Origin of the sequence: Candidatus Amarobacter glycogenicus, from assembly GCF_016704105.1 — a bacterium.
Classification (GTDB): Bacteria; Chloroflexota; Dehalococcoidia; order Tepidiformales; family Tepidiformaceae; genus Amarobacter; species Amarobacter glycogenicus.
This window is the reverse complement of record NZ_JADJAT010000022.1, coordinates 56,954-80,966: the sequence shown is the minus strand read 5'-3', so window position 1 is coordinate 80,966 and position 24,013 is coordinate 56,954. Positions and strand designations below refer to the sequence as shown.

The 24,013-nt window shown below is 65.3% G+C and carries 26 protein-coding genes; 9 read left to right on the top strand and 17 right to left on the bottom strand.

What is annotated here, in order from left to right:
* Window positions 1-82: 82 nt before the first annotated feature.
* Window positions 83-865, top strand: coding sequence for an SDR family NAD(P)-dependent oxidoreductase (locus IPG14_RS17735; protein ID WP_343385641.1), 783 nt, complete (start codon window positions 83-85; stop codon window positions 863-865).
* A 57-nt stretch (window positions 866-922) separates the two neighbouring features.
* On the opposite strand, the gene IPG14_RS17730 is transcribed toward IPG14_RS17735, so the two are convergent.
* The 3 genes from IPG14_RS17730 to IPG14_RS17720 are packed head-to-tail and all read right to left on the bottom strand — an operon-like array spanning window position 923 to window position 3,661.
* Window positions 923-1,174 (bottom strand): hypothetical protein, encoded by a 252-nt coding sequence (locus IPG14_RS17730; RefSeq protein ID WP_343385642.1) that lies wholly within the window; start codon window positions 1,172-1,174, stop codon window positions 923-925.
* Window positions 1,171-1,401, bottom strand: a complete 231-nt coding sequence (locus IPG14_RS17725; RefSeq protein ID WP_343385643.1) for a hypothetical protein — start codon at window positions 1,399-1,401, stop codon at window positions 1,171-1,173. The genes IPG14_RS17730 and IPG14_RS17725 overlap by 4 nt, the downstream gene beginning before the upstream one ends.
* A gap of 40 nt (window positions 1,402-1,441) precedes the next feature.
* Window positions 1,442-3,661: a VWA domain-containing protein gene (locus tag IPG14_RS17720; protein ID WP_343389408.1), complete on the bottom strand. Its 2,220-nt coding sequence runs from the start codon at window positions 3,659-3,661 to the stop codon at window positions 1,442-1,444.
* A 137-nt stretch (window positions 3,662-3,798) separates the two neighbouring features.
* Between IPG14_RS17720 and lipA the strand changes: the two genes are divergently transcribed.
* Genes lipA through IPG14_RS17705 form a run of 3 tightly spaced genes read left to right on the top strand, consistent with a single transcriptional unit; the run spans window position 3,799 to window position 5,831 of the window.
* Complete coding sequence (gene lipA, locus IPG14_RS17715; RefSeq protein ID WP_343392704.1) at window positions 3,799-4,743, top strand: lipoyl synthase; 945 nt, start codon at window positions 3,799-3,801, stop codon at window positions 4,741-4,743.
* A 48-nt stretch (window positions 4,744-4,791) separates the two neighbouring features.
* The gene (locus tag IPG14_RS17710) at window positions 4,792-5,469 is read left to right on the top strand and encodes a histidine kinase dimerization/phospho-acceptor domain-containing protein (protein WP_343392703.1); all 678 of its coding nucleotides are present in this window, start codon (window positions 4,792-4,794) and stop codon (window positions 5,467-5,469) included.
* A gap of 8 nt (window positions 5,470-5,477) precedes the next feature.
* Window positions 5,478-5,831 (top strand): response regulator, encoded by a 354-nt coding sequence (locus IPG14_RS17705; RefSeq protein ID WP_343385647.1) that lies wholly within the window; start codon window positions 5,478-5,480, stop codon window positions 5,829-5,831.
* On the opposite strand, the gene IPG14_RS17700 is transcribed toward IPG14_RS17705, so the two are convergent.
* Window positions 5,832-6,443: a peptidylprolyl isomerase gene (locus IPG14_RS17700; RefSeq protein ID WP_343392702.1), complete on the bottom strand. Its 612-nt coding sequence runs from the start codon at window positions 6,441-6,443 to the stop codon at window positions 5,832-5,834.
* Window positions 6,444-6,552: 109 nt separating this feature from the next.
* Here IPG14_RS17700 and IPG14_RS17695 point away from each other — a divergent pair, with 109 nt between their 5' ends.
* The gene (locus tag IPG14_RS17695) at window positions 6,553-7,941 is read left to right on the top strand and encodes a hypothetical protein (RefSeq protein ID WP_343392701.1); all 1,389 of its coding nucleotides are present in this window, start codon (window positions 6,553-6,555) and stop codon (window positions 7,939-7,941) included.
* 9 nt (window positions 7,942-7,950) lie between these two features.
* On the opposite strand, the gene IPG14_RS17690 is transcribed toward IPG14_RS17695, so the two are convergent.
* From IPG14_RS17690 to IPG14_RS17675, 4 genes are all read right to left on the bottom strand, one after another.
* The gene (locus IPG14_RS17690) at window positions 7,951-8,517 is read right to left on the bottom strand and encodes a DinB family protein (protein WP_343392700.1); all 567 of its coding nucleotides are present in this window, start codon (window positions 8,515-8,517) and stop codon (window positions 7,951-7,953) included.
* Entirely contained in the window at window positions 8,514-9,392 is an 879-nt protein-coding gene (locus tag IPG14_RS17685; protein WP_343392699.1) for an LLM class F420-dependent oxidoreductase, read from the bottom strand. The genes IPG14_RS17690 and IPG14_RS17685 overlap by 4 nt, the downstream gene beginning before the upstream one ends.
* 84 nt (window positions 9,393-9,476) lie before the next feature.
* Complete coding sequence (locus IPG14_RS17680; RefSeq protein ID WP_343392698.1) at window positions 9,477-10,085, bottom strand: LLM class flavin-dependent oxidoreductase; 609 nt, start codon at window positions 10,083-10,085, stop codon at window positions 9,477-9,479.
* The gene (locus IPG14_RS17675) at window positions 10,069-10,410 is read right to left on the bottom strand and encodes an LLM class flavin-dependent oxidoreductase (protein ID WP_343392697.1); all 342 of its coding nucleotides are present in this window, start codon (window positions 10,408-10,410) and stop codon (window positions 10,069-10,071) included. Before IPG14_RS17675 ends, IPG14_RS17680 begins: the two co-directional genes overlap by 17 nt.
* Before the next feature lie 133 nt (window positions 10,411-10,543).
* Here IPG14_RS17675 and IPG14_RS17670 point away from each other — a divergent pair, with 133 nt between their 5' ends.
* On the top strand, window positions 10,544-11,362 hold the full coding sequence (locus tag IPG14_RS17670; protein WP_343385653.1) for an enoyl-CoA hydratase-related protein: 819 nt from the start codon (window positions 10,544-10,546) through the stop codon (window positions 11,360-11,362).
* Between the two features lie 2 nt (window positions 11,363-11,364).
* Here the strand turns inward: IPG14_RS17670 and IPG14_RS17665 are convergent, their stop codons facing one another.
* Window positions 11,365-13,725 carry a serine hydrolase gene (locus IPG14_RS17665; protein ID WP_343392696.1) on the bottom strand — a complete coding sequence of 787 codons (2,361 nt, stop codon included), beginning with the start codon at window positions 13,723-13,725 and terminating at the stop codon, window positions 11,365-11,367.
* A gap of 249 nt (window positions 13,726-13,974) precedes the next feature.
* Here IPG14_RS17665 and IPG14_RS17660 point away from each other — a divergent pair, with 249 nt between their 5' ends.
* Window positions 13,975-14,952: an alpha/beta fold hydrolase gene (locus tag IPG14_RS17660; RefSeq protein WP_343385655.1), complete on the top strand. Its 978-nt coding sequence runs from the start codon at window positions 13,975-13,977 to the stop codon at window positions 14,950-14,952.
* Here IPG14_RS17660 and IPG14_RS17655 read toward each other — a convergent pair.
* From IPG14_RS17655 to rpsO, 8 genes are all read right to left on the bottom strand, one after another.
* The gene (locus tag IPG14_RS17655) at window positions 14,949-16,277 is read right to left on the bottom strand and encodes an acetyl-CoA hydrolase/transferase C-terminal domain-containing protein (protein ID WP_343385656.1); all 1,329 of its coding nucleotides are present in this window, start codon (window positions 16,275-16,277) and stop codon (window positions 14,949-14,951) included. The genes IPG14_RS17660 and IPG14_RS17655 overlap by 4 nt on opposite strands.
* 61 nt (window positions 16,278-16,338) lie before the next feature.
* The gene (locus IPG14_RS17650) at window positions 16,339-16,527 is read right to left on the bottom strand and encodes a hypothetical protein (RefSeq protein WP_343385657.1); all 189 of its coding nucleotides are present in this window, start codon (window positions 16,525-16,527) and stop codon (window positions 16,339-16,341) included.
* Entirely contained in the window at window positions 16,527-17,036 is a 510-nt protein-coding gene (locus tag IPG14_RS17645) for a GNAT family N-acetyltransferase (RefSeq protein ID WP_343392695.1), read from the bottom strand. The genes IPG14_RS17650 and IPG14_RS17645 overlap by 1 nt, the downstream gene beginning before the upstream one ends.
* Window positions 17,033-17,815, bottom strand: a complete 783-nt coding sequence (locus IPG14_RS17640; RefSeq protein WP_343385659.1) for an enoyl-ACP reductase — start codon at window positions 17,813-17,815, stop codon at window positions 17,033-17,035. Before IPG14_RS17640 ends, IPG14_RS17645 begins: the two co-directional genes overlap by 4 nt.
* Before the next feature lie 276 nt (window positions 17,816-18,091).
* Window positions 18,092-18,475, bottom strand: coding sequence for a pyridoxamine 5'-phosphate oxidase family protein (locus IPG14_RS17635; RefSeq protein ID WP_343389418.1), 384 nt, complete (start codon window positions 18,473-18,475; stop codon window positions 18,092-18,094).
* A gap of 7 nt (window positions 18,476-18,482) precedes the next feature.
* Window positions 18,483-19,274: an alpha/beta hydrolase gene (locus IPG14_RS17630; protein ID WP_343392694.1), complete on the bottom strand. Its 792-nt coding sequence runs from the start codon at window positions 19,272-19,274 to the stop codon at window positions 18,483-18,485.
* 205 nt (window positions 19,275-19,479) lie between these two features.
* Window positions 19,480-21,978 (bottom strand): polyribonucleotide nucleotidyltransferase, encoded by a 2,499-nt coding sequence (locus tag IPG14_RS17625; RefSeq protein WP_343392693.1) that lies wholly within the window; start codon window positions 21,976-21,978, stop codon window positions 19,480-19,482.
* 169 nt (window positions 21,979-22,147) lie between these two features.
* A complete protein-coding gene (gene rpsO / locus IPG14_RS17620) occupies window positions 22,148-22,414 on the bottom strand; it encodes a 30S ribosomal protein S15 (RefSeq protein ID WP_343385663.1) in 267 nt (88 codons plus the stop codon).
* 58 nt (window positions 22,415-22,472) lie between these two features.
* On the opposite strand from rpsO, the gene IPG14_RS17615 reads away from it, so the two are divergent.
* Entirely contained in the window at window positions 22,473-23,009 is a 537-nt protein-coding gene (locus IPG14_RS17615; protein WP_343392692.1) for an ATP-binding protein, read from the top strand.
* Between the two features lie 326 nt (window positions 23,010-23,335).
* Window positions 23,336-24,004, top strand: a complete 669-nt coding sequence (locus IPG14_RS17610; RefSeq protein WP_343392691.1) for an MBL fold metallo-hydrolase — start codon at window positions 23,336-23,338, stop codon at window positions 24,002-24,004.
* The last annotated feature ends 9 nt before the right edge of the window (window positions 24,005-24,013 follow it).

Here is a 24,013-nt window from a genome sequence, read left to right as displayed (position 1 = left end):
GCACCACGAAGATGGTCGTCGCGGACGTCCCGCGGGCCGTTCCCTTCGTTCCGGCGCACCAACCGACTACAATCGCCGCGCTATGGAACTCAACGGTAAGGTTGCCCTCGTCACGGGCGCGTCTCGCGGTATCGGCGAGTATGTCGCTCTCGAACTTGGCCGCGCTGGCTGCGCGGTCGCCGTCTGCGCGCGGACTGAAGTGGTGAAGGACAAGCGCCTGCCCGGCACGATCCACTCGGTCGCCCAGGCGATCCGCGACGCCGGGGGCAAAGCCGAGGGTATCTACATGGATATGCGGGAGCCGGAGAGCATCGCCGCCGGGGTGGCGAAGACGGTGGAAACCTTCGGACGCCTCGACATCGTCGTCAACAACGCGGCGATCCTCGTCCCGGGGACGATCGAGACGATCCAGCCGCGTCATATCGACCTCATCTGGCAGGTCGACCTGCGCGGGCCCATCTTGTTGATGCGCGAAGCGATCCCTCACATGCGGAAGCAGGGCGGCGGCCGCATTATCAATGTCTCCTCGGTGGCAGGCGTATTCCCTGGTCCCGGGCCTTACAAGGAAGCCCGCCGGGGCGGGGCGTTCTACGGGATGGTCAAAGCCGGCCTCGAGCGGCTGAGCCAGGGCCTGGCAATGGAGCTCCAGGACGACAAGATCACCGTGAACGTGCTTTCGCCCCAGGGACGCATCAAGACCCCCGGCAACCTCTTCGCCCAGAACGACCCCGAGAACCCGAACCTCGACTTTGAGCCGGCCTTCGCCATGGCGAAGGGGGCGCGCTGGATCTGCGAGCAGGGTCCCGAATTTACGGGGAACATCCTGTTCGATGAGGATTTGGCGAGGGAGAAGGGGTTGCTTTAGAAGTGGGGTCGAAAGTGCGCCCGGCCACGCGAGTCATCAGATCCACGCCGACCGCCGCTAGTAGGCGTCTTGGCGGTCGGTGATCCTCACGACGTACGCCTCGTCGCCCCTGAGCACGAATATCACTCGCCAATCCCCGGCGCGAAGTCGCCACTCCTGGGAACCAGCAAGCTTCTTGACGTCGCCGCGGCGCGATTGTCCGAACTCGCGGACGGAAACCAGGATACGGGTCGCTTGTTTGGAGTTCCGCGCGGCGAGCTGGGCGAGTTCTTCCGCGGCCGCCTGGAACCAGTAGAGCTCACGCCTCACCCTGTACTGAGACCGGGCATCTTTGCGAGGGCACGGTGCGCCTCTTCAAGCCGCTCGCGATCCCTGGGAGTAAGGGGCTCGTCGTCCATCGGCGCCTCGCGGAGGCGACGATGCCACTCTTCATCGCTGACCGGCTCGATGAGGTCCAGCAGCTTGAGAGCGGCCTCCCAGTCCTCCGCCTGCTTGAGGCGCTCGTACTCGGCCCAGAGTTCTTCCTGAGACTTCATCCGTCGCAGTCTATCAGAACCGGGACGTGCCCCCGCGCCCCTACCCCACGCCGCTCAGTTTCTTGCGCTTCTGGGCGACGTAGTCCACGAGGATGTACTCGCCAAGCTTGTCGGGGGTGGTGTAGAAGACGCGACCCTTGTTGATGCGCGCCACCTGGTTGATGAACTCCTTCAAGTAGTAGTTCCTGTCCAGCATGAAGGTGTTGATCGTGATGTTCTTGGTGGTGCAGCGCTTCACTTCCTTGAGCGTCTCGCGGATGGTGACGGGGCTGGGCGGGTAGGCGAAGTAGCTGCGCCCCTTCTCCAGGTGCGCGGTCGGTTCGCCGTCGGAGATCATGATGATCTGGCGCGTGCCCTGGGTGTGCTTGGCCAGTAGCTTCTGGGCGATCATCAGGGCGTGGTGCATGTTCGTGCCCAGCACCGATTCGTCCCAGCGGACGTACGGCAGCTCTTCGGCCTTTAGTTCCCGCGCATAGGCGCTGAACCCGATGATGTAGAGGCTATCGCGCTGGTACTGCGATGAGATGAGGTTGTTGAGCGCGAGGGCGACCTTCTTCGCCGCCTGGAAACTGCCGCGCAACGCCATTGACCAGCTCAAGTCGAGCATGATCACGGTCGCCGTCTGCGTGATGAGTTCGGTGCGTTCGACCTCGAAGTCATCGGGCTTGAGCTTGATCGGGGTCCCCGGACCTTCGCGGTACATCGAGTTCATGATCGTCTTCTGGATATCGAGGAAGAACGGGTCGCCAAACTCGTATTTCTTTGTGCTGTCCGTGCGCTCGCCACCGGTGCCGCTTTCGCGCACTTCGTGCTTGCCAAAGGCATCGGCCTTGAGCGAGTTGTAGATTTCGACGAGCGCGCGCTGGCCGATCTTGCGAGTCCCGCGCGGCGTCAGCTCGTACTGGTTCCCCTTCTTTCGGATGTAGCCGGCGTCTTCGAGGATTTCGAGGAACTGCTTGAGCTGGTCGAGCGTCTCGCGGGCTTCGGGCCCGAGCAGCTCTTCGAGCTTGTCGGCATCGATATCGTCGACCTCGCCGCCGTACTGCGTCCGCTCCAGCTGGCGCTCGAGCTCGTCGATCGACTGCATCTGGTCCATGAGGTTCATGGCCGATTGGAGGTCGATCTCTTCATCGCCGCGGAAGGGGTACTGGTTGCGCAGGTCGCGCATCGGGTAGAGGTACTCGAGGTTCTGGCCCAGCTCACTGAGGGATTGCTGCAGTTCGGCATCGCCGACTTTGTCGCCGAGGAGGTCCTGGAGCTGCTGGCGCATGTCGCCCGGGAGCGAATCGAGGAGCGACTGCATCTGGCCCATCTGGTGCTGCATCTGGGAGATGAGCTCGTCGAGCGACTGGGGCGGGTTGTCGCCGAAGAGGTCGCCGTATTGCTTCATGAACTCGTCGAAGTTCGGCTCTTTGCCCGCCATCTTGTCCTGAAGCATCTTGTTCAGGTCCTGGACCATGTCCTTCATGCGCTGGAGGTCTTCCGGCGACATGTTGGCGATCTGGTTGTACATATCCTTGAAGAAGGTATCCATCATGGCCTTCTTCAGGGATTCGAGCAGTTCGTTGAACTTCTCCTGGGCCTCGTGGTCCATGAACTCGTAGTTCTGGAGTTCCTTCACCTGGCCGGCGACGTCCTCGGGGAGTTGCTCGAGGAACTGCTTCTTCTTGTTGGCGATATTCCGGAGCATGTCGGCGAATTCGGAGGGGGTTTCGCCACCGGACTGTTGCTGGCCGCCCTGTTGTTGGCCGCCCTGTTCGCCACCTTGCTGCTGTGCGCCGGGCTGCTGTTGGCCCTGCTGCCCCTGTGGCTGCTGGCCTTGCTGCCCCTGTTGTCCCTGGGGCTGCTGACTCCCCTGCTGTCCCTGGGGTTGCTGGCCGCTCTGCTGCGACTGTTCACCTTGCTCGCCTTGCTGGCCGGGCTGGCCGTTCGCTTCATCGAGCCTGCGGTCGAGCGTGCCCTGTTCCATGCCGACGATTTCTTCGAGCTGGCGTTTCAGGTCATCGAAGACCGAAGAGAGGTCGAAGCGATCGAGCTGTTGGCGGCGCTGCTGCCGGAGCTGCTGGAGAAGGTCGCGAAGGCCCTGCATGCGGTCGCCCTGGGGGCTGCGCATGCCCCGCTGAAGCAAGTTCCGAAGGGCGTGCTGCAAGTCTCCGAAATTCATCAGGTCGTCGGTGAGGTTATCGAGGATGTCATTCGCTTCGAGCGCGGGCACCTCCTGGGTGCCATCCCACATCGAATAGCGATATCGCAGCGTCATCTGGCCTCCACGCGGCCGCCGGGGTGGGCCGATGGAAGGGAGCGTAGCCGAATTAGACTCGGTTGTCAGTTGGGGTTGGCGCGAGGCAGGGGCCTGCGGACCTCGCAACCCGGGAGCGCATCCTGCACACTGGAACCATGGCTCTCAGGCATCCCGAGCGGCCCCCGTGGCTAAAGGTGCGCTTCCCCGCCGGCGGGAACTATGAGCGGATCCGCGTGCTCATGCGCGAGCAGGAACTCAACACCGTCTGCGAAGAGGCCCGCTGTCCGAACATCGGCGACTGTTGGAGCCGCGGCACGGCAACGTTCATGATCCTGGGCGACACCTGTACACGGTCGTGCGGCTTCTGTGCGGTGAAGACCGGCCGGCCCGGCACGCTCGACAGGGAAGAACCCCGCCGCGTAGCGCTCGCCATCCAGCGATTGGGACTGCGCCATGCGGTGATCACCAGCGTGAACCGCGACGAACTGGCGGACGGCGGCGCGGGCATTTTCGCCGAGACCATCGAGTGGTCCCGCCGGCTTTCACCCGACACCACGTTCGAAGTCCTCATCCCGGACTTCAAAGGAGACTGGGCCGCCCTTCGAACTGTGCTCGGCGCCCGCCCGGAGATCCTGAACCACAACACGGAAACCGTCCCTCGCCTCTACTCGGTCGTGCGGCCACAGGCGCGCTACGAGCGCTCACTGGAGCTGCTGCGGACTGCTCGCGAACTCGATCCGGGCACGCTCACGAAGAGCGGCCTGATGGTCGGGCTGGGCGAAACCTCGGCAGAATTGCTGACGGTCTTTCGCGACCTGCGCGACTCGGCCGTCGACATCCTGACCGTGGGGCAATACCTGCAGCCGACTCCTGCCCACCTGCCGGTCGCGCGCTACTGGACTCCGGAGGAGTTCGAGGAGGTCAAGACGGCCGCGATCGCGATGGGTTTCAAGCACGTCGAATGCGGCCCCCTCGTGCGCAGCTCGTATCACGCCGAAGAGCAGGTCGCGGGGGCGCATCCAGGGCTTTCCCCGCGCGCGGATGAACCGCGTATCATGCCGCTTGCCGGCGGCCACGGCAGAAGTCCGGGAATTCCCTAGGGCGTTCACCGGATTGTGAGCAGTGGCCGGCGAGACTACGGTCGCGTAGTGCTTGTCGCCGTTATGGGTCCCTTCACAACAACACCCGAGGATGCGGAGCACTTCCGGCGTGAAGCGATGGGCGCGTTCGCTCACGAAGTCCGGACACCCCTGACGTCGATAAAGATGGTGATGGAGCTCGCTCGCCGCCAGTCTTCGCACGGCGAACTCCTGCTCGATACGGAGCTGGCAGAGATGCTGAAGTCCTCGGTCGAGGACCTCCAGCAACTCGCGGACGACCTCCAGGAAGCCTCGCGCCTGGAACGCGGAAAGGTGGCCCTGTCGACCGGGCCGTGCGAGATCGCAACGGCTCTCGATGCGGCCCGCGAACTGGCCGGGAACATCTCCCTCGCCGGAATCCCCGAGCCCGGCCTTGAGGGACCGTGGGACGCCGCCCGGCTTGTCCGCGCGATCGCCGGCTTCGCCGTATCCGCCAACCGGATCGGCGACGGCTCAGGCACGGTGCAGGTCGAGGCGGTGCGAAAGGGCGAGACGGCCGACCTCACTTTCACCAGCGGGGTTCCCGCCGGCTCCGAGAAGCCGATTGCAGCTGATGCGGGGTTTTCGTTCTTTCGTTCGCGACAGCTTGTATTGGCCATGGGCGGATCCGTACACTGCCGGCGGGCCGAGCGATTCGCGACTATTCGTGTCGCGCTTCCGTTGGGCTCCGGTGGAGAGGTCCGGTGAGAGACCCGATGAGGATCCTTCTCGCGGAAGATGAGCGCACCATCTCGCGCCTCATCAAGCAGGTGTTGACGAACGCCGGCCACGAAGTGGTGGGGGTGCAGAGCGCCTCCGAGGCGGTCGATCACCTGGAGCAGTCCGCCTTCGACCTCGTGCTCCTGGATCTCAATCTCGCCGATGGCGACGGCATGCGCGTCGTCACCGCGCTCGAAAACCATGTCGGTCCGAAACCTCCGGTCGTCCTCATGACCGGCGAGGGCAGCATCGGCGCGGACGACCCTCGCGCCCAGCGCGTTGCCCGCGTCCTGGCGAAGCCCTTCGAGCTCGATGAACTCGAAGCGCTGGTCAGACTCTTCGTCGCCTGACTACCGCTCGGAGATCCTCACAGAGGTGATGACTACCTCCGGGTCCGGCTGGCTTCCTCTCACCGGCGAGGCCGCGATCGCATCAACGACGTCCATTCCGGAGATGACTTCGCCGAACGGGTAGAACTTGTTGTTCGAGGGGTTGTTCCAGTCGAGCCCGGTGTTATCGCTGAGGTTGATGAAGAACTGACTGCCGAAGACCTTCGCTCCCGCCGTCTTCGCCATCGCCAGGGTCCCTCGCCGGTTCGAGAGCTGGTTGGGTTCGTCGGCCGTCTCGTACCCGGGGCCACCGCTGCCGCTGCCTGTCGGGTCGCCCGATTGGATGACGAAACCCTTCACCACGCGGTGAAACGTCAGGCCGTCGAAATAGCCCTGCTTCGCCAGGAAGACGAAGCTGTTGACCGTCATGGGAGCCTCGCCGGCATACAGGCGGACGGCGAATTCGCCCTTCGACGTTACGAATAAGGCTGTGTACTCCTTCGCGGGGTCGATGGACTGCTGGGCCCGGGAAAATGACTTCGTATTGCCACCGGGCGGGCCGTCGCCGTCTCCGCAGGCCGCGACCCACAGCGGGAGGGAGAGGAGGACAAGAAGGGCGGCAACCGTGCGCATGTTGGACGAACCTTGGTGGGATGAGCCATGGTGGCAACCCTCCAGCCCACTAGCAACTCGCAACCCGCGCCACAGACGCAGCAGGCGTCCGCGGGTAAGCTCGCGAGAAATGCGACGAACTTCGGACATCGCGATCGAGCCACCAACTGCCGCGGGGCCGGGCATCGTCCGAGCCGTGGAGGACCGGTCGTACCTCGGATTCATCGCCGCGGCACTCGCCTCGGTGCTCTTCGGGGGCCTGGTGTTCGCGGTTTGGATCCCACTCACGATGAGCGGGACGGTGGGCGGCGCCGGCCGCCTGGCCTGGATGGTCCAGGCCCACGGTTGGGTCCAGGTCCAGGGCTGGGCAGGACTTTTCGTTGCGGGGATGGCAATCCGCCTGATCCCGCGGTTTGCCGGGCGACGGCCGGTGCCGCGACGGGTGACCATCCCCTTGCTGGCAGTCCTGGCGGTCCCGGTCGTGCTCCGGATTGCGCTGCAAACCACGGCCAGGGGTGGGACCGCCGACGTTGTCGCCATGGCAATCGGCGTGACAACTGCCGCGGGAGCGATCGGGGTCGCCGCCGTGCTGGCGGTGACGCTGAGCCGTGGGAAGAAGGCTAAGGAACCCTGGAGGTACTTCGCCTGGGCAGGGACGGTCTGGTGGGCCGGTTGGGCGCTACTCGCACTCTGGAACATCCCGGGGAACGAGGCCGCACCCGGACTGCTGGAGCATCGCGAAAACGATGCGCTCCTGTGGGCGGTCATGCTCGGGCCAGTTGGGAACTTCATCTGGGCGGTGCAGAGCCGGAGCGTACCGATCTTCTACGGCCGAAAGACACCGCAACTCGTCGTGGCAGCGGTGCCGGGGGTGCTCCTCAATGCCGGGGCAGCGCTGATCGCGATAGGAGGCGCGGACGTTGAAACCGGACAGTGGAGCGGCGGCCTCGGGTTTGTCCTCGCGGGGACTGCGCTGGTGTCGCTTCCGCCGATCTGCGGATCGGTCTATGGCCAGGCGAAGCGGCTGCGGCCGCGTGCCCGGTCGGCCGCGCGGTTCGTCGTCACCGCGAACATCGCCGCGATGGCGGCGGGAGCGCTGATGGTCTGGGGCGGACTGGAAGTGATGGGCGGCGACGATTACGCCTCCTGGGGAGCGTTCGAACAGCGAGACGCGGCACGCCACCTGCTCGGCGTCGGCACGATAACAATGCTGATCTTCGGCATGGCCCGGCTCGTCGCACCGGTCTTCGCACTGGAGCGGACCGAGGCCGGCGTCCCGATGCTGCTGGAGCGGCTGCCCTTCTGGCTGCTGCTCGGTTCGCTGGTGCTGCGCGCCGGAGTCCCGCTCCTCGGCGAGCGGTTGGACTACGAGGCGGGCCGCCACACGATCGCCCTTGCGGGGATGCTGGCCTGGCTCGCAGTCGCCATCTTCGCCTTCAGCGTTGCCCGCGCTGTCCGCGCCGAACCAAGGACGAAACGCGCGCTGGACGAAGTAGTGAGGAACGCCCGGAGGCCGTAGCGCCGGTTTCTAAAACGGCAGCCCGTCGAGTCCGTACAGGTTTCGCGCCAGGCTCGCCCGGCCGAGATGGCCGTTGCCGTGCCCGATCAACCCGTGGAGGATCGCCTCCATCCGGGGGATCGGTCCCCAGGGACGAATGGTCTGCACTTCTGTGAGGTAGGCATCGCTCATCGCGGCAATTCGGGGGACGACGGCGTCGCGCACGGCCTTCGTGTACAGCTTGAATTCGTCCGGTTCGGGGAACGCCATGCTGTAGGCGTCGTTGGGGTCCTGGCCCGTGCCCTGGTCGACTCGCGGCAGGTTCCACCGTTCGTTGAACGAATCCCTCAGCCAGACTGGCTGCTGGCGTTCGAAGACGAAGTGGATGATGTTGTCGATCGTGCGGACGACGTGCCAAACGTCCCAGCCGATGCTGTTCGTGATGCCGCCGCGCGTATCGCAGAACTGTTCGATGCTGAGTCCCTGCACCGCCCGGTCGCAGTAGAGCAGGACGCGCCCGGTCACGGTCGAAAGCTGTGCCTGGAGCGTTGGGGCATTGCCCATGCCCGGGAGGTTGGGGATGTTCGGGGTGGTCATAGATCCTTCACCTGCGGGTACACGTCCCGCCCGATCACTTCGAGTGGCTTCATCTTGTCGACTCCGACGAGGTAGCCGTGGACGGCCTGGACCCCGGCTTCGGAAAGGCGCCCGAGCTGATCAACAACCTCGGCGGCTTTCTCGCCGTCTTCGCCGACATCGAGGCGCAACAGGACTGTCCGCTCGATCTCGTTGGGGTCGCGGCCGATCGCTTCGCAATGACGGCGAATCGTCTCGAACTTGCCCTGGACGAACTCCACGGAGTTGCCGAAGACGTTGCATGCATCGGCATACTTCGCCACAAGCTTCAGTGTCTTCCGTTCGCCTCCGCCGCCGATGAGGATCGGTGGGTGGGGCTTCTGGAGCGATTGGGGCGAATTCAGGGTCTCACGTAGCTGGTAGTGCTTGCCTTCGAAGGGGCCGTCGTCGCGGCTCCACATCTGCTTGCAGATCTGGAGCGTCTCCTCCAGCCTCTCGAACCGCTCTCTGAGCGGCGGGAAGGGGATGCCAAGACCGTGGTGTTCCCTCTCGTACCAGGCTGCGCCGATGCCCAGCACCGCTCGCCCGCCCGAGAGCACATCGAGCGTGCTCACCTGCTTGCAAAGGAGGCCGGGGTTCCGGTAGGTCACGCCCGTGACCATGGTCCCGAGCGAAGCGGACTTCGTATGCGCGGCGATGAAGCCGAGGGCGGTGTACGCCTCGAGCATCTCCATCTGCGCGGCGCCTACCTGCGGGATTTGGAAGAGGTGGTCCATCACCCAGATGGAGCTGTAACCGACATCCTCGGCGGTGCGGGAGATGGCAGCGAGGTTCTCGCCAAGCTTCGGGCCGCGGCCCTTCCAGGTGAAATTCGAGAGTTGAAGTCCCAGTTTCATGGGCGGGATTGTACCGGGCCGGCCGGAAGAGGGGGTGACACGACCCCGGCCTCGCCCGCCGCCTTCAGAGACCCGCCCGCACTCCTACTTGAAGTGCGGCAACACCGTCTCGGCGAAGAGCTTCGCCGGCTCGCGCGTGTCACGCCCGAAGAACTCCATCAGGAACATCGTGCAACCCAGGTCGACGTGCTTTTGGATCTGCTCGCGGACCCGCTGGGGGCTGCCGGCGATGGCGAGCGGCCCCGTGGGGTCACCCATGTGGCCGCCGAAGATATTCTTCGCCGTGTCAATCATCGGAGCCGCGCTCGCCTCGTCCGGGGCGATCGTCACCAGGCACTGCTGGCTCACGGTCAGCGTGGAGAAGTCGCGGCCGACTTCGGCGCAGCGCTGCTTGAGGACCTCGATCTTCTTCGGGAGTTCGAACTGGCGGGCCGCCTGGTGGTTCCAGATGTCCGCGTGCTGGGCGGCAAGTTTGAGGGTGACTTTCTCGCCCGAGCCGCCGATGAGGATCGGCGGGATTCGCACTGGTTTCGGTTCACAGACAAGGTTGTTCGCCTTCACATACTTGCCGTCATAGGTCACCGAAGGCTCGGTCCACATCCGCTTCAGAAGCTCGACCGTTTCGCGAAGCTGGCCGAGGCGGGCGGCGGTCGGCAGGAACGGCACCCCGAAGTCGCTAAACTCGCGCGGCATCCAACCCTGCCCCGAGTCCGGGGATGATGCGTCCCTCAGCGATGTTGTCGATCGTGGCGATGACCTTGCCGAGGTGGGCCGCATTGCGCATGCCGGCGGGCGTAACCAGTGTGCCGATTTCGACCTTGCTGGTGACAGCGGCGACCGCGGAGATGAGCGACCATGCTTCGAGGATCGGAATCTGCGGTGACTGGGGGCCATAGAGGTGGTCGCAAACCCAGAGGGAGTCGTAACCCATCGCTTCGAACTCAAGCGAATTCGATTTGGCCTCCTCCCAGGTCCGCTTGATCTGGGGGATGGTGACGCCGAAATGGAGGTTCGCCATGGGGGTGCTCCAGGATGTGTTGTGTCGGGAAAGCCTACGCCGCGGGGCCAGGGGTGGCCAGCAGCGCAGTCTTTTGCGAGCGTCGAAGGAATGCGCCTATTCTTTCCGCGCACCTTTGCCCCGGAGCAACACCTTGTCTTACGAAACCATCACCGTCGAACAGCGGGGGCGTGTTGCCCTCCTGACACTCAACCGCCCCGAGAAGCTCAACGCCTGGACGCCGGGCATGATGGTCGAACTGCGGCGGGCCATGGAGGCTGCAGCCGCCGATACCGGCGTCGGAGCGATCGTCGTCACCGGCGCCGGCCGCGCCTTCTGCGCGGGAGCCGATATCGACGCCGTCTTCAAGTCCAACGTCGAAGCGCGTGAGGCCGATCAGCCGGAGAACACGGCGACCGCGAACTCCGGGGATTGGGTCTCCTTCCTCCACAGCTTCCCGAAGCCGACGATTGCGGCCGTGAACGGCGCCGCCGTCGGCATCGGCGTCACCCAGATCCTGCCCATGGATATTCGCATCGCGAGTGAACAGGCCCGGTTCGGCATGTTCTTCGTGAAGATGGGCCTCGTCCCAGAACTGGCGAGCTCCGCGCTGCTACCGCAGATGGTTGGCCAGGCGAGGGCGATCGAGTGGTGCCTCACCGGGCGGCTAATCCCGGCGGCTGAGGCTCGCGAGGCCGGCATGATCTCGGAAGTCGTCGCACCCGAGCGACTCGTCGACCGCGCGGTCGAATTGGGCGAACAGCTTTCGGGACAGTCCGCTTTCGCCATGGCGAAGATCCGCCAGCTCATCATCGCCAACACCAACGCGAACGACACTGGCGCTGTACAACGGGCCGAAGGCATCGCGCTGGGCGCGGCCTACCGTTCCTGGGAACACAAGGAAGCCATCGAGGCATTCCTCACCAAGCGGCCGGCCGACTTCACGAAGCAGGCCGGGACTCCGATCGACTAACGTCAGTTCGGGAGTGGGCGCCCGCGGACGAGGTCCCGGAGGCGGGCGCTCAGGTCGTCGTAGGCCACAATCAGGCGTTCGTCGATGTCGGTCCCGCTGGTGTACAGGGTGAAAGCGATCTGGTCGCTCGGGTCGTACTCCATCACGCCGGAACGGCCGTAGTGCCCCCACCGGTCGCTCAGGATCCGGCCGTCTTCGATCCAGCAAGGACAGAATGGGTAGGTCCCGAGCCCGGCGTACTGGAACTCGGGACCAAGGAAGGTCGTCATCCGGTCGCGGGTCGCTTCGTTGACGACAGCGTCGGTCGCGTAGAACGCAACCGCCCACTTTGCGAGGTCCTCCACCGTCGAATGCAGTCCGGCCGATGACCAGAGCACGCCGAAGTACTCCATCTGCACCCCCGTTACCGCTGGACCGGAAGACGAACGCAAGACTCCGGAACTCGAGCGGAGGGCCGGATTTGCCTGCGCGTGGGTCGATTCCGCCAGCGGGCTGATCTCCTCGTCCATGAGTGTCCCCCGAAGTTCGAGGGGATCGAGCAGCCGCTCGTGGAGTGCCTGCGTGTACGACACGCCGGTCACCTTCTCGATGACCAGCCCCAACATGTAATAGCCCGGGCTGGAGTAGAGGAACCCGGTGCCGGGTGCGAATGCCAGCGGCGTCCGGGAGGCTGCGAGGAGCGCCTCGGCCGGGGCGACCGCGTCGGTCGCCATCAGTCCCGACATGTGCTGGATGAGGTGACGGACGGTGTACTGGTCGCTGTGAGCGATGCCACGGACGTAACTGGAGACCTTCGCATCCAGGTCCACCTTTCCTTCCTCGACGAGCTGAAGGATGAGGGCCGCCGTGAACGTCTTGGTCACGCTGGCGGTGGGATAGACCCTGCCGACGGCAATCGGGGCGCCTGTGGATGCATCGACTCCCGAAGCGGCTGCCCACGCGCTGCCGTCAGCCCGGCGAAGCGCGACAGTCGCCCCAGGCAGGTTGTTCGCGGCGCGCCACGAATCGAACAGTGCCTGGAGTTCGGCTGCGGAAACCGGAATCGCGGCCTGTGTGGTGTCGGCCGGCGCCGTTTCCGGCGGCTTCTCGAGGATGACTGCACTTTCTGCGCGGAGGGCGATGCCGACGCCGGACGGGGGGATCGCGACCGCCGAGGCGGAGAGCGACGGGGCGTTATCGAATCGCTCGGTGAGGAACCCGGCGAGCATCGCGAGGACACCCAGCCCGGCGACGCCCGGCATGATCGCCCTGGCCCAGGCAGGCCGGGTGCGGGCCGCAACCACCGGCCCGTCGCCGGCACGTGGAGCAAGGTGCACTTCGCGCCGGGCGGCCAGGTCCTCCACCCAACCAAACGCCAGCATGCAGACGAAAGTCACCACAAGCACGATCGGGAGCGCGAAGGCGTTCCGGACCCACGTGGGTCGATCCTCAACCCAGAGGAGTTCGTACATCACGAACAGCCCGGCTGCGTGCCAGAGGTAGATGGTGAAGATACGGTCGTTCACCCAGGCGATGAACCGCGCCGGCCCCGCCCTGAGCGCGAACCGGTTGAGCAACCGTTCGAAGGTGAGTGCGGCCATCAGCCACGTCAGCCCGACCAGCAGGTGGGCGGGGTACGAAGCGTTGACCACCATCCCCGGCACGTCCTGAGTGGTGACCCAGATCGCGGCGCCGGCGGCGAAGGCTACTGTGGCGAGTGCCCGGAGTCGCGTGGACATCTGGGCGAAATCGCCCGCGTTGTAGGCGAAGCCGAGCAACCAGAAGATGCCGAAAAGAGCCAGGTCCTCGAACTGCCAGGCGACGGCATGGCCGCTCCTCGACCGCATTTCGAACACGGCGAGCGCGCCGAGGGGCACGCCGATCAGGACGATAGAGAGGCGCTTGAACAGCCAGAGGAGGATCGGGCTGAGGAGGATGAGCCAGGTGAGGCAACGCATGTACCAGAGGACGGCCCAGAAGGTGATCCCCCAGTCGCTGCCCTGCGGGTCCCAGAGCGGAAATATCCACCACGGCACCTGTTCCCAGCGCACAGGAAGGCCAAGCTCAGCCTCCGTCGCCGAGTGAAGGATCATTCCCGATAGCACGACGAAGCCGAACGCCCAGAGGGGGATGAGCAGGCGCCGGAAGCGCGCGTAGAGCACCTTCCGCACGGATGTCCGCTCCAACGAATGCGCCATGAGCGACCCGGCCACAAAGAACATGGCCGGCATCGACGCGATGAGATACGAAAGCCACGCGAACCCATAGGTGTGCCAGGCAAGCACCCTGATGATCGCGACCGTTCGCACCAGGTCCAAAAACTGGTTGTGCGGCGACTTACGCCCCGCGGCGGTTGGCGGCGCGGCATCGGGCTGGGCGCTCACCTCGTCACAACCGGGAACACGGGTCCATTCTAGCTGCACAGAATAGGTCCGAACTCAGGGTCAAACGGTCTTCACGCAATGGCCCGAAAGGCCCACGCATTTCCGCGTGCCAGCGATACACTGGTCGGTGGACCACGGAGGTGCCATATCGGCGCAAGACTGGCAGCAGCTCTGGTTCTCGGGATGTCGCTCGTGTTCGCCGCGGGTTGCGGTTCTGGGGGCGCGTCGCTTGGAGATCCGCCAGCCGGAGTGTCCGTCGGCGAGGTGGCCGGCGAAGCGTTGCGTGCTTCGGCCGCCCCGTTCATCGGTACCGCCGAGCTGTTCGGTATCGAAGTCGATGCCACCCGCCCTTCGGCGGCTGGCCCGCAGGCCCTTCGGCAGGTGGCCCCCGGCGGGTGCGGATCGGCGTTGCCGGTTGGCTTCAGCCCCGGAAAAACGACTATTCAGACGCTTCTATCCGGTGGGATGAAGCGCACGTACCGCGTCCACATCCCCACGACCGCCTCGACGGCGAAGCCCATGCCCCTGATCCTCAATTTCCACGGCCGTTCCGGGACCGGGATCGACCAGGAGATCACCTCCGGCCTCGTCCCGCTAAGCGACCGCGAAGGGTTTGTGCTCGTGTCGCCAGATGGCACGGGCACCCCGATGGGGTGGTCAGCCGGCGCGACAGAACCAAACTCGATCGACGATGTCCGCTTCACCGAGGACATCCTGAACACGCTAACGAAGCAGCTCTGCGTCGACCCAGCGCGCGTGTACGCCACGGGCTTCTCCAATGGCGCGTTCATGTCATCCCGCCTCGCCTGCCAGATCCCGGACCGCATCGCGGCCGTCGTGGCTGTCGGGGGGGTCGACTTCCCGGCTCCAGCCTGCAAGTCGACTGTCCCGGTGCTCGCCATCCACGGGACGGCGGATAGCATCGTGCCGATCGAAGGCGGGATCGTGCGCCAATGGCAGTACGGCGGCGCCTACGACGCGATCGAGGACTGGGCGGCCAGCAACGGATGCCGGTCGGTCACGGAAGCCACACAGATCGCACAGGGAGTGAACCACGGGCGCTTCATCGACTGTGCCGCAGCGACGGAAATCGTGACCATCGAAGGGTGCGACCACCTCTGGCCCGGCTACCCCGGCGTGCAGGCCGGCAGCCCCGCCTCGCGCGTCTCCGGCGCGGAACTGGTGTGGAACTTCCTCTCGCAGCGGCGCGCCGGCAGTCCTGGCTAGATCCCCATACGCCGGGCCGCACGGCGGAGACTTTCGCGATGGTCCGGGTGTGCGATGTTGATGAGTTCGCGCGCACGCTCGCGGTCGCTCTTGCCGTAAAGCCGGGCAATTCCGTACTCGGTCACCACGATGTCCACGAACTGGCGTGGCACGGTGATCACGGTCCCGGGCGGGTGCTCGGCGACGATCCGGGTGATTGTCTCGGCGCGCGACGTTGCGGGCAGGCAGGTGATGCTTCGCCCACCTTTGGAAAGGTTCGCCCCGATGACGTACTCGAGCTGCCCACCGGGGCCGCTCCACATGTCGGCGCCGATCGACTCCGCCGCAACCTGACCGGTGAGGTCGATCGAGAGTGCGTTGTTGATGGCGACCATGTTGTCATGCGCCGCGATGACGGCGATGTCGTTCGTGTAGTGCACCTCGTAGACCTCGTAAATCGGGTTCTCGTGGATGAACTCCATCTCATCGGGAGTACCGGCAGTGAGCGCCGTGGCGACAAAGCGCCCGGGGTGCACGTTCTTCCGTGAACCGGTAATGACGCCACGGTAGACGAGGTCGTTCAGACCCGGTGTGGAGACTTCGCTGTGGACACCGAGGTCAACCTTGCCGTCGAAGGCGCCGTTCACAGCGAGCTGCAGCGTTGTCATTCCCGTGCCGATCTGCAGCGTATCGCCGTTGTTCACGAGGTCGTTGATGAACCCGGCGATCGGCTTCGGGAATGGCTGTATCTCGCGCGCTCCAGCCCGGGGTGGGATGACTTCTCCACCATCGACGAATGCATCGATCTCCGAGACGTGGATCTGATTCGTCCCGCCAGTCCGTGGGTAACCGGGGAAGACCTCCGCGAGCACCGTCCGGGCCCGGCGGCAGTAGCTCAACTTGTTCCACATGCTTGTCCCGAAGCTGCAGAAACCGAACCGGTCGGGCGGCGAGACCGAGACCATCGCGACGTCAACCGGGTACTCACCGCCACCGCGTTCGTCTTCGCGCTTGAACCGGCGGCTGAACGGCATGGAGACGAAGTCGCTGCGCCCGGAGATGACTGATTGGCGGCCGACGGCGGTGTTGAAGAGTTCGACGTGCATCCGGAAGGCCGGATCGCCCGGTTCGAACCAACCGGGATCGTGGTAGGGGGCACAGGTGAGGATGTCGATGCCGCTCAACTCGGCGCGCCGTTCCCAGACGGCCTGGGAGAGGGCCGGGGTGATGGCGCCGATGGGGATGACGATGGTGTCGCCGGGCCGGACGAGTTCCGCGGCGCGGGAAGGTTCGACGAGCTTGCTGGCGTATTCCTCTGGCCAGTCGCTGAAACGGCTGTTGTTCATGTGGCCCGGAGTATACGGATGAGGCCCGCTTCGGGCGCTCGCTGGCACAGGCCGAAACCGTTTACCACCAGCCGTCCTTGTAGAACCAGCCCTTGAACTCGCGCCCGGCGGGACCGGCTTCTTTCAGCCGAATCAGGTGTTTCCGGCAGAGCGGGATGGTGAGGCGCTCGCGTTCTTCTCCGCGCCACTTCAGGACCGCAAGGTCCTGGTAGGGCGGCTCGATGCACCAGGTGCAGCGTGGTCGTGGCATCAGTTCGTACCGTCCTTCGGGAACTCCATGATGAAGCCCCACTCGCGGCTTCGCCACGGGTCGGGCGCATAGCGGAAGCGGTTGGCGCGAAAACCAACACGTTCGTAGAGCCGGTGGGCGTGGGCGAAATGGACGTCACTGAAGAGGACGACTCGTTCGGCGCCCTTCTCGCGGGCGGCTTCAATCACCCACGTGCAGAGGCGCTCGCCAAGGTTGTGGCCGCGCGCCTCGGAGAGCACATAGAGACGGTGTAGTTCGTACTCGCCGCCGCCCTCGTCCGTCAGCCCGACGCAGCCCACGACGCCGCCTTCAGTGTCTTCAGCAACGGAAAACCAGCCAGTCCTCCCGTCATAGTGTTCGTCCGGCCGGGCGACATCGGCGTCGTAGTCGTTCTCGGCGAAGGGGAAGCCGTATTCCTCAAAGACGGCGGAGACCACGCGCCATGGGCCATCGGCGTGGCGCGAACGGTCGTACGGCACAATATGGAACGGCCCGGGAAGACGCGTCATTCCCGCTCTTCGTTCGCCAGGCCCATGATGTTGAAGCCGTTATCGACATAGAGGACGTCGCCGGTAATCGCCGCGGCGCCATCGCCGGCGAGGAACGCGGCAGCGGAGCCCACCTGCTCGATGGTCACGTTTTCGTGCAGCGGGGCGATGGCCGAGAACTGCTTGAGGTAGTCGCGGAAGCCGGAGATGCCGCTGGCGGCGAGCGTCCGGATGGGGCCGGCACTGATGGCGTTGACGCGAATTCTCTCCGGACCAAGGTCCCAGGCGAGGTAGCGCGTCGTCGCTTCGAGCGATGCCTTGGCGACACCCATGACGTTGTACATCGGGGCCACCTTTTGGGACCCGTAGTAAGTCAGCGTCATCATGCTGCCGCCGTTCGGCATCAGCTTCCGGGCGCGGTGGGCCACGGCGACGAACGAGTAGACCGAGACGTTGTGGGCGAGCAGGAATCCCTCTCGGGAGGTATCGACGAACCGCCCCATGAGGTCTTCCCGGTTCGCGAACGCGATCGCGTGGACGAGGATGTCGATCGTGCCAAGCCTGGCTTCGACCTTGGCGAACACCTCATCGAGCTCGGCGTCGCTGGTTACGTCGCAGGGCTCGACGAACTCGACACCGAGTTCCTGGGCGAGCGGCATGATCCGCTTCTCCATGGGGAGTGCGTAGGAGAAGGCGAGCTTCGCACCCTCTTCGTGGAACGCCTTCGCGATGCCCCAACCGATGGAGCGGTCGTTCGAAACGCCGAAAATCAGCGCGGTCTTGCCTTCGAGTTTGCCCATGCCGGTAGCGTAGACGCGGAACCGGGAACGGGGAACAGGGAGAACGCGGTTGGAGAAGCGTCCAGCAGGTCCGCGACTTCGATGTCAGCGCGGCCGAGCGCCACCAACCCGAGGACTCTGCGCCCCGCGGCCGTCAGGTGCAGGTGGGAAGGAAGTTCAGCCTCATCGTCTCGCACTGCCAACACTCCGTCGTGTTCAGAGCGACCCACGGCCGCTCTCGGCGGGAGCATGCGGAGGGCGCTGTGAGCTGTCAATCCGTTCCCTATACCGGCAGGCTCAGTACCACCGCTCCGGGGCGATCACGAGTGCAACCATCCGTTTGTGACCACCGTCAGCGGTGGCCTTCAACGCCGCCTCCTCTCCCCGGTAGTGCGTATGCAGGCGCAGACGCAACTCGTAGGTGATCGGGTCGATGACGCGCACCGGCCCTTCGGCGGTCACGGTCTGGAAGCGCGCCCGGTCGTCGATGCAGAGTGCGGCCCGGCCCTGCCGCACAGCATTCCTGTGCTTCTGCGAGCCTCGGTCAGTGATGACGAGCAACTCACCGTCCTCGTACAGGTAGATCACCGGGACGGCATGCGCCCGGCCGTGACCATCCACGGTCGCCAGGACGGCCGGTAGTGGCCGGGATGCGAATGCATGGCGCTCTTCGGGGGTCATCGCGCTTTCAACCCAGGAAGTCCACGATCTCCCTGGACCAGGCGGGCGTGTTTTCGAGCGGGAGCATGTGGCCGGCGCCGGGAACGGTGGCCAGCTGCGCCTTCGCAATCTTCGATGCGAACAGCGGCCCGTATGCGGGCGGGGTGAGTTTGTCCTGGTCCCCCCAGAGGACGAGTGTCTGGGCTTTGATCCGGTGGAGGCGCTTCTTGAGTCCCTTGTCCGGGATCGGCCAGATGAATTTCCCGGTCGCCGAGAAATTCGCCAGCTGGAAGTAGTAGTTCTCGGCCATCTCCTCTTCGTTTGCCGGGGCTTTGAACAACGTCGGGATCACCGGGTTCGAGAGGTCTCCGAAGATGACGCCGGGGAGTTCGTTCGGCATGAGCGTGAAGAGGTCGGTCACCGGTGTCTCATCCATCCAGAGGCCGACAGGGCAGGTCAGCACCAGCTTCTTCACCAGGTCCGGACGGGCCGCTGCGAGCTCAGCCGCGAACATGCCGCCGATCGAGTGTCCGGCGAGATGGAACGACGTCAGTCCCAGCTCATCGACGAAGTCCTGGTAGTAAGAAACCATGTCGTGGATGTCGTCGATGCTTTCGAGGCCCGGGGTGTCGTCCCAGCCGGGGTGGGTCGGGGCTATGACATCGTAGTGCTGCGCGAGTGCTTCGAGCTCCGGGGTGAACCCGTTTCGCAGGCCTCCAGCGGCGTGGAGGTAGAGGAGCGGGACGCCGGCGCCCTTGCGATACGTCGGCGGCTGGAACATGCCGCTTCGGACGGAAACAGTCTTCGGTTCTACGGACATGGGGTTTGTGGCCCTTTCGCATGAAGGTAAGGCAGGCGCCTCCAATGAGGTTGGCCTAACCCTGAGCGGGCGCATGGTAACGGAAATGGGGAAGGTCAATCCACTGGTCGAATCGGGTGGAGTCGAATAACGCGCCCACGGCGCGCGACGAAAAAAGGCCCCGGCATTGCTGCCGGGGCCTTCGTTTGATGTTTGCTGACGACGGTTACTCGTCGTTTTCGTCCATGCCGCCACCGAAGTCACGGCGAGGCGCGGGAGGAGGGCCACCCGGGCCTTCGGAACCTTCGCCGGAACGCCGCACCCAGCCGCGGCTGACGCCGCCGACGGGGCTCGAACCACCGGGACGCGGGCCACGATCGCCGCCGCCGAAGCCGCCGCCACCGCCGCTGCGCGGGCCACGATCGCCGCCGCCGAAGCCGCCGCCACCGCCGCTGCGCTGGCCGCCACGGTCGCCGCCGCCGCTGCGTTGGAAACCGCCACGGTCGCCGCCGCCGCTGCGAGGGGCGCCACGGTCGCCACCGAAGCCGCCACCACGACCGCCACGATCGCCGCCGCCACTGCGAGGGGCGCCGCGGCCGCCGCCGCCGCCGCGGCTACCGCCGCCGCTGCCAGGAGGAGGCGGTTCTTCGCCGAGAAGGACGGCGCGCCGGCTCAGGTTGATCCGGCCGAGGTTGTCGATTTCGGTGACCATGACGGTCACTTCATCACCCGGCTGGACTTCGTCTTCGACCGTCTCGACGTGGTCTTCGCCGAGCTGGGAGATATGGACGAGGCCTTCCTTGCCCGGGAGGATTTCGACGAAGACGCCGAAGTTCAGGAGGCGAGTCACCTTGCCCGTGTAGATCTCGCCGATCTTCACTTCCTTGGTGAGGCCCTCGATCATCTGGATGGCCTTGCGGGCGACCGCCTCGTTCGGCGAACCCACGATGACCGTGCCGTCTTCCTGGATCTCGATGGTCGCGCCACCGGATTCTTCCTGGATCTTGCGGACGGTCTTGCCGCCGGGGCCGATGACGGTCCCGATCTGGTCCTGGTTGATCTGGACCTTGTACATCTTGGGAGCGTATTCGGACATCTCCGCGCGCGGCTCGGAAATGACTTCCGCCATCTTCTCGAGCAGGAACTGGCGGGCATCCTTCGCCTGGTTGAGGGCGGTGGTCAGGAGCTCGCGAGAGACCCCACCGATCTTGATGTCCATCTGGAGGGCGGTGATGCCCGCCGTTGTGCCGGCGACCTTGAAGTCCATGTCGCCCATGAAGTCTTCCTGGCCGGCGATGTCGGTCAGGACCTTGTAGTTGCCGTCCTCGCCCATGATGAGGCCCATCGCGATGCCGGCCACCGGGGCCGAGATCGGCACACCGGCGTCCATCAACGCGAGGGAACTGCCGCAGACGCTGGCCATTGAGGTCGACCCGTTCGACGACATGACTTCGCTGACGAGGCGGAGGGCGTAGGGGAAGTCGGCCTCGCTCGGGACGACCGGTTCGAGGGCACGCTCGGCGAGGGCGCCGTGGCCGATTTCGCGGCGGCCGGGGCCGCGCATCGGGCGAGCTTCACCGACCGAGTAGGGCGGGAAGTTGTAGTGGTGCATGTAGCGCTTGGACTCTTTCGGCGAGAGCGTGTCGAGCTTCTGCGACATCGTCAGGCCGCCGAGCGTGGCGACGGTGAGCACCTGCGTTTCGCCGCGGGTGAAGAGCCCGGTGCCGTGCGTCCGCGGGAGCACGCCGACGTGGATATCGAGCGGCCGGATCTGGGTGATATCGCGCTGGTCGGCGCGCTTGCCCTTCTCGAGGATCTGCTTGCGCATCGCCTTCTTGATCACGCTGTAGAGCGCGTCGCCGATTTCGCCCGACTTGAACTGCTCGCCGAACTTCTCGTTGAGTTCCTGGCGGACAGCCTTGTTGGCGTCGCTCCGTTCGCTGGCCGCGGTCGCGACGAGTTCCGGGATGCGGTCCTTCAAGTAATCGCTGATGGCAGCGTACGCCTCGGCGTTTTCCGCCACCGGGGTGAAGGGTTTCTTCACCGGCGCCGCTTCAGCGGCGATCTGCTCCTGGAGCGTGATGATCAGGCGGTTAGCTTCCATGGCGACATCGATGGCCTCGAGGACAACGTCCTCCGTGACCTGCTTGGCGCCGGCTTCCACCATCACGACGGCTTCCCTGGTCCCCGCGACGATGATGTCGAGGTCCCCGGCTTCGGCCTGCTGGAATGTGGGATTGACGATGAACTCACCGTCGAGACGCGTGACGCGGACGGAACTCACCGGGCCGTTGAACGGGATGTCGCTGATCATCAGGGCCGCGCTGGCGCCGATGGCGATGAGCGTGTCGGGCTGGTTCTCGCGGTCGGCGCTGAGTGTGGTCGCAACGATCTGGACTTCCTGGCGGAAACCCTTGGGGAAGAGCGGCCGCAGCGGCCGGTCGGTCAGGCGCATGGCGAGAATGCCATCGTTACTGGCGCGGCCTTCGCGGCGAGGGAACCCACCGGGGATCTTGCCGACGGCATAGAGCCGCTCTTCGTAGTCAATCGTCAGGGGGAAAAAGTCGATGCCCTCGCGCGCATCGGCCATCGTGGCCGTTACGAGGACGACGGTATCGCCGAGGCGGACGGTGACGGAACCATTGGCCTGGTTGGCGAGGATGCCGTGCTGGATGGTGAGGGTCTTGCCCCCGACTTCGAGTTCGTACTGTCGTGGTTCTTTCATGCTCTCTGTTTCTGGCTCTGCTTCTCAGATGCGTCCCAGTCCTCTCCCGGTTCATGCGCGGAGAGGACGTGATTCGATACCGCCCGCTTCCTGCGGGGCGGCGGCTCAGGGAAATAACGCGGTAGGAGGTTGCCGTTCGCTCAAAAGTTCAAAAAGACAAAGGCCCCCGCTATTTGCGGAGGCCAAGCCGGGCGATGACTTCGCGGTACCGGTTTACGTCGCGATTGTTGAGGTAGCGGAGCTGACGGCGCCGCTGGCCAACAAGCTTCAAGAGTCCACGTCGTGTGTGGAAATCGTGCTTGTTCGCCTTGAGGTGCGTCGTCAGGTACTTGATCCGCTCTGTGAGGATCGCAACCTGGACTTCAGGGGAGCCCGTATCGGTGGCGTGGACGCCGTACTCCCGGATCGTTGTGGTCTTCTGCTCGTTGGTCAGCAACCTTCTCTTCGGTCTTCCTTTGCCTAACGTATGAACATCCGCCAACCTAGCATAAGAAATGGCTGACGGCAATTTTCCGAGCTCCGGACCCGCGCTCATCCTCCTTTCCGGACTGCCGGGATCGGGCAAGACGACTTTCGCAAGAGCACTCGCGACCAGAGTCGAATTCTGTCACATCGAGAGCGACGAGGTCCGCCGCCGGATCGCGCCCGAACCTGCTTACTCCTTTGCCGAGAACGGCCGCGTCTTCGCAACGGTCGAATCCGAAGCTCGCCGTGCGCTGGCCAGCGGCCGGCACGCACTGATCGACGCGACCAACCTCACGACGCGCGATCGGAAGCGCTTCCTGGGGCTGGCGACCGCCACCGGAGCGCGACTGGTCGCAGTCCGGGTGACGGCGCCGGACGCCACCATCCGGGAACGGCTCTCGCGGGAGCGAAGCGGCTATTCGCAGGCCGGCGTGGCGGTGTTCGAACAGATGCGCGGCCGCGTCCAGCCATTTCGTGTGCCGGTCGTGGTACTGGACACCTGCTTCGACCTGGGGCCGGCAGTGGCGCTCGTCCAGTCTCTCATCGAGGGTCGCGCAGGTGGATGACCAGCAACCGTTCATGCTGGTCCGGGCGCGCGCACGCATCGCTGCGCGCCGGGCGTTCGACGAGTGGTTCGGAGCAGTCCACCTGCAGGACATCGCCAGGATCCCTGGCGTCACCAACGTCCGGAAGGGCCACAACGGCGACGGGACGCTGCTGGCGATCTACGGGTTCGCCAGCACGGATGCCGTGCAGCCCGCGCTGGCGAGCCCCCAGGCTGCCTACGCCCGCGGCACCTGGGAGCGCTGGCAGCCGGAGTTAGAGGAGCTGTTGATCGAACTCTGGTCCGCTGCGTCCCCCATCCCACTCTTCCACGGGATCGAACTGACCCGTGGACGGCCTGTTCGTCCTCCCTCTCCGCCAGGGCCCGCTCTGGAACTTCTCCTACCTGGTCGCCTGCGCGGCCACGCGCGAAGCCGCCGTCATCGACCCCGCCTGGGATACGGCGGCCATCCTTGCCGCCGCGGCGGGCCAGGGGCTGAACATCCGATGGGTGCTTCTCACCCATAGTCACAGCGATCACGCGAACGGTGTCGCCGCCGTGGTGGAAGCGACAGGGGCGACAGTCTTCGTCCACGAATCCGAAGCAAACGGGCTCCGTGACCACTTCTCAGGAACGGTTGAAGTCGCCGTGCCGGGAAGAACGCTGCCGCTCGGCGAAGTCGGGGTCCGGGCGCTGTACACACCCGGACACTCGGCCGGCTCGCTCTCGTTCCTGGCAGGAGGCCGCCTGTTTGCCGGCGATACGCTCCATGTGGGCGGGATGGGCAGGCCAGGGCCGGACCGTGACGCGGTCGAGGCGCTCTGGGAGAGTGCCAGGCTGCTCCGGGCGCTGCCTCCGGAGACTATCGTCCACCCCGGTCACGATGAGGGCCCGACTCCCTCCGCGAATCTGGGCGACGAACTCCGCCGGGGGCCGGCCCTCAGCGCGGAGTCCTATGCGGAATTCGTCGAGGCGCTGGAGCGGTCGACCGGGAGGAGTCACCGGCATGACCGTTGACCGGCAGGT